Origin of the sequence: uncultured Gimesia sp. (assembly GCF_937910335.1) — a bacterium.
Classification (GTDB): domain Bacteria; phylum Planctomycetota; class Planctomycetia; order Planctomycetales; family Planctomycetaceae; genus Gimesia.
Window position 1 is genome coordinate 1 of record NZ_CALEMX010000403.1, and the last position, 5,490, is coordinate 5,490.

Consider the following 5,490-nt stretch of genomic DNA (forward strand, 5'->3'; position numbering starts at 1 on the left):
CTGTAATGATCTATCCGATCCAGTCGATACTCACCTGGAACATGATGTGTTTGTGCACATTGGCGCTGGTTACTATTACACAGAACGAAAACAGTTCATGGCATCCGCCAATCCCGTCGTGCGCACACGACCCACAATCCCCCTCGGTTACGGCACCTCTTGCTGGGACTTTGGCTGGGTCATGCCACGTACTGACGGGCATCTGGCTCGCTGGATCTGCAATCCCTATACCTTACAGTTCGAAAAATCGTCCGCAAGACATGCAATGCGGTGGTTCGTCAGCCGCTAAGACCTGAAACACATATTAGCAGATCTACTCTGATACTACTTTGCAATCTTCGCGAAGTCTTTCACTAGAGCCCGTCCAATCACCCCACTGTTCTTCGATTTGTCCTTGCAAGGATCCTTCACTTCACCGGTACGATGATAGCCGTGATAAAACATCCACACCTGACCGTTCTCTTCACGCAATGTGGGTGCGAATAACCCTGTCGCGTGACATTTCGAACTCTCTAATCCTGAGTCATGCCATTTGACTCCATTGTTTTCAAAAATGAGTGGATGCCAGTTGGTGAAGTCACCCGCCGCGCTTCCATCGGGCGTTCTCGATTCAGTAATCCAGAGCCCTTGCTTACGAAGGTCCTGTTGATTGTAAAGGAACCCGGCGAAGTAGTACCTTCCATTCTTGACAAACACATCAAGCGAGAACGGCCCCGTTTTCACAAATTGATTAGTAAACGGAACTTTATGAGTCAGCCGTTTCTTATTAGCCCAGGAAACCCCATCTTTACTTGTCAGATGGACAATGGATACACCGCCGTCCTTTGGTTTGCTGACAGCCTGATACCACATATGCCAGACGCCATCTGCACCGCCTCTCCCGGGACCTGCTTCGTAGTAAACCGACTGATCGCCTATAAAACTGGAACCGTTGATCTTCTCCCACTTTTCTGTACCAGTTGCTATGGGATCACTGTGCTTAACCCATTGACGTCGCTCATCACTCCATTCTGCAAACCCGATCTGATAGTGCTTCTGCCCATTTTTCTGCACCGGCCAGCCCACATAATATAAACGGCCTACATACTTTTTGAGTGTGGCATCATATCCGAAAACGTATTTGGTGGTCTCAATCGTACGATCATCCCAGGACCCTTTTGGTCCTGGCGAAATCACAGGATTTGGTAGAACAGTCCACTTACCGGGTGCAGCACTAAGGGGTACACCGGGAGGTAGGTTCGCAGCCAGAACATGTATTGGCAATCCCTTCTCAAAATCAAGTTGAATCGAATTAAAGAACATCCACCAGCGATTACCAAATTTGACAAGCTCCGGGTCAGAAGCCACTACCCATCCCTTTGGTAAATCCTCATTTGAAATCACAACCTGCTCATCGACGGCCAATTCTTTTTCGAAAACTTCAGCAGAAGCTTCGGAAGAATTCCACGCCAGCGAAGTCACAATAGCCAGAATCGCAAAATGACTGTGACCATTCATTTGAAAACCTTTCGAGATTGGTTGATCTGGAAATTTCCCAGCGGCCCTGTTGGGCCCCGTCCTCAAAGGGATTCGCTACTCGACTCCCATTCTTAACATATATTTCATATGATACGAAATATTATAAATATTCTTCCAAGTTAACTCAGAGAATGATATTGGGGCCACTCACGAAAACGCTTCCCATCATTGAAACCAAGAAATATATAACACTCACTTCATATTGATTGCAAAGACTTCTGCATTATCTAAATGCAATCGCAGCATATACTTTCCAGGTGGAAGCTGGCTAATGTCGCTCTGCTTCCACTTCACCTGATGCTGGAACGAGTCTTTCGAGATAACGACTGCATCCTCTTTGGAAAACCCACGCATCCGATAGCCATCTGCGTTCAGTACCTCAACACGTAACTCACCCTCGGTCGCGTCTGCGTTGACTGAGATCTGCTTAATCCCTTTAAAACTCATCGGTTTGAGTGTAATCTGACCGATGTTCTGTAGTGGCTTTTTGAGTGTCGATTGCGCGCTGAGCTTAACAGGTCGAATCCCGGCAAAACGATCCAGCCTGATACTGGCGAATCCGACACCACTTTGCTGAGTTTCACTGGTCAGTTTTTGCCCTCCACCAATCGTACCGCTATTATAGCCGCCATAATAAAAGCGGATTTCGTTTTCGAGAAACACAGGTGTCGAATTGGTAAATATACCGCCGTTCGAAAAATCCTGCTCGCTACTTGCAATAAAGCGTTGCTCACGAAATGGGCGATCCCAACGTACTCCATCGCGACTGATCATCAATTCAATATGCATCGCATCTGCTTTACTGCCCGTTGCTTCACCCCGCGAACTGAGAATCTGATTGAGACAGAAGTAACAGCCTTTATAGTAAAATACCGGCGAAGTATGAAACTCTGTGTTGGGCTGATCGATATCATCAGGGGCGGAAACCAATTGCGGCTTTGACCATGTAACAAAATCTTCACTTTCGGTACGCGCCATGGCGTGCTTCCACGCCAAACCACCAGCCGGTCCTTGTATCCATGATTTTCCATAAGCGACGTACAACCCGTGATTATGGTCATAGAAAACATCAGCAGCATCAGACATCGATAGCGGAATTGCCCAGGTCTTGCGGAGAAAGTTCTTGTTTTTGTCCCAACGTTCGTTATAAGGGATTTCATCGTTAAACAACGGCTGTAAGCCTCGACCACCGTAGGCTGTTTTATTTAACGGATTCTTCTGAGACTTAGTCCAAAGGATCCCATTTGGTGAGAACGCCGCAAAGAATCCAGGCCACTCTTTCCCATTTTCATCTTTACCAAAATCGGTATAGAGCATCTTGTAGCGTTTGGCAGAATCAGATTCGGCTGGATCGTACAATACCGAATTTGCATACCGGTCGCCATAACCCCCATCGCCAGTCAGAACGATGTTCGTCTCCTTAAAATGTCCCGACCAGGGTTTTCGGTCTGTTTTGAAATCATGAATGCCTAACTTGGGTTTTGTGAAGTGGATTCCATCATCAGATTCAGCATAACAGACAACACATTTATGAGACTTTCTGTCATCGCGTCCCCCCGCATACGCCTGATACCACAGTTGAAATTTACCAGTTTTCGGATTTTCACAGATGCTCGTCCATCCGATCGCCATCTCCCAGGGCTGATCTTCTCTAACGATGGGGTTCGTTGGATTCAGCTCCGCAGGATGAAACAGGCGCTTCGTTCCCGCTCGATACAAAACGTGATGGTCATCAATAAAAAGGATATGACGAGATATCTTTTTGGCTGACTTCGGTTTTGGATTTGGTATATGACTTTGAATCCATTCTGCCGCCATCCTGCTGGCACCGCGCGGTGTAGTATGCCCGCGTGGCTCTGGCATGATATGCAGTTGTACTCGACTGGGTAACTTCTTCATACGCGACGCTTCAGTGATACGATGTGCAACTTCATAGGCAGCGCGAGTACTTACACGCTCGTCCTGGTCTCCAATGATAATCCACACAGGACGCCCGGCTAGATTCTCCGCCTGCTCTGCCAGGCTCAGTTTTTTTACCAGCGGATGATCCTTCGTTTTAAGAAATTCACTGAGTGCCGCCAAATCAGTGACGGGTGCAAACCCCAAAGCACACTTCACACGTTTATCAAAAGCAGCGAAGTGAATGGCCAGAAATCCTCCGCGTGACGTTCCACAAGACACAATGCGTTCGGGATCGGCAACTCCCGTTTTAATGAGATGATCGAGTACACTTGAGAGTCGTTTATTGCTCTCAATAACGAAGTCCTCATCCTTGGCGGCCCGATAACTCCACCCGCCCAATCCACACGGTTGCCCCTTAGGACACTGCTCACCATGACAAGGAATATCGATCGAGACAGTAAGATAACCGAATTCTGCAAGTTCATTTCCACACTGTCGGAAGTAGGCAGAGCTAAGAATACTATCAATAGTCCCTCCTAAAGCAAACAGGATTGGAGCCGGCTTCGTCGTTGTTTTCCCCCAGATACCGTACTTGACACCCTCAGGCGTCTCAAATCGTTTAATTTCGGAATCCGCAGCCTGCAAACGAGATGCGCTAACGAGTAATAAAAAAGAACATAATATCGCTGCAAGGATACTCGCTCTGCGCTGTTGACTATTCGTCAGTGGGCTAAACACAATCATCATATTCCTTGCCTCGTAAGAGAAGATAGTTCGGTTTCAGTTGTGTTTGATGAGTCCAGCGGGACCGGGATGACATATAGTGGATCGCCAGTCCGCGCCTGGAATTCTGAGTTTGATTTGGTCCGGATCGATGCAGTAGCATACTATGGTGGAATGAACAGCTACCGGCTTTCAATTCAATGGGAACCTCAAGCTGACTATCAATCTGAGAATCTCGCACCTGCATATCAACTCGATCTCCGATATCCCAGGCTTGATCATGGTCAAGCAATTCTCCACGATGGCTTCCAGGGATCACCCACAGGCAACCGTTATCCAGAGTCACATCGTCGAGTGCAGTCCAGCAGGTCACAAGTTCTCTTGGTTCAATCGTAAAGTAAGCAGAATCCTGATGGTATGGTTTTTCAATCCCTCCAGGTGGCTTCATGAAACATTGGCTTCCAAACAATTTGATATCCGGCCCGATCAGTTCAGAAACGATGTCGAGAATTCGTGGATTTATTGCGTGATCCATAAAAACTTTTTCGTTCTCGACACAGCGGTTGATTTTACGAATCGTCGATGAATCACGCACCCCCTGAGAGCCAGGTTCGTACTCAATTTGATCTGCGGGAAATGTAGTGACGCGACCTTCAGCAATCTCATTTATCTTGAGACGTAGCCGATCCAGCTCAACTTTCGAGATCAGATTATTGACTGTAAGAAATCCATCACGTTCGTATTGAGAGACATCTGACTTATTGACAATTGACATTCACTCTCTCCTGTTTTTCCAACTGTAGTGGCCTGCCTCGTATCTGTTCATTTCAAAGTATCATTTTATAATATCATTTTAAAGGGCCATGGAGTCACAGATCACATCGATATTTTCGTTTATTAAGAGAACAATATTCCATCGAAAAGCATACGATAACATTGCCGCCTCTTCACCTGCCGTGTATGATCGAATTGATTGTTCGCATGCGCGATCGCCTCTTTATCCTTCCGAGAAACGTTCAGGGAAATTATGACCATACTCCGTTTCACTTTTCTCATCGTCTTCACATTAACGCTTTTCTGCCTGCTTCCACTGGACGCTTCGGCTCAGAATAACAACGCGGCATCACCACCATGGGCTATCTTAAAAAAGGCACCCGACCAGAATCCACTTCCGGGTACAAAAAAATTAACCGACACCAGCGATCTCAGTTCAAAAATGATCGCCGGTATCGATCGGTTTCTACTCAAGAAAATTTCACAAGCGGCAATGGAACGCGCAAAAGTCTGGAGTCGAGACCTATCCTCTCCCGAGGCTTACACGCGTTCTATTGCAAGTAACAGAAAAGA

The 5,490-nt window shown here is 46.9% G+C and carries 4 protein-coding genes and 1 pseudogene; 2 read left to right on the forward strand and 3 right to left on the reverse strand.

Annotation, left to right across the window (positions count from 1 at the left end; all coding sequences use genetic code 11):
* A pseudogene (locus tag Q0668_RS15845) lies at nt 1-289 on the forward strand (hypothetical protein); the annotation flags it as partial.
* Between the two features lie 35 nt (nt 290-324).
* Here the strand turns inward: Q0668_RS15845 and Q0668_RS15850 are convergent.
* From Q0668_RS15850 to Q0668_RS15860, 3 genes are all read right to left on the reverse strand, one after another.
* The gene (locus Q0668_RS15850; protein WP_298866408.1) at nt 325-1,497 is read right to left on the reverse strand and encodes a hypothetical protein; all 1,173 of its coding nucleotides are present in this window, start codon (nt 1,495-1,497) and stop codon (nt 325-327) included.
* Between the two features lie 213 nt (nt 1,498-1,710).
* Entirely contained in the window at nt 1,711-4,167 is a 2,457-nt protein-coding gene (locus Q0668_RS15855; protein WP_298866409.1) for a prolyl oligopeptidase family serine peptidase, read from the reverse strand.
* Complete coding sequence (locus Q0668_RS15860; protein ID WP_298866410.1) at nt 4,151-4,918, reverse strand: phytanoyl-CoA dioxygenase family protein; 768 nt, start codon at nt 4,916-4,918, stop codon at nt 4,151-4,153. Before Q0668_RS15860 ends, Q0668_RS15855 begins: the two co-directional genes overlap by 17 nt.
* Before the next feature lie 252 nt (nt 4,919-5,170).
* Here Q0668_RS15860 and Q0668_RS15865 point away from each other — a divergent pair.
* A partial coding sequence (locus Q0668_RS15865) for a hypothetical protein (RefSeq protein WP_298866412.1) occupies nt 5,171-5,490 on the forward strand: 320 nt, incomplete at its 3' end.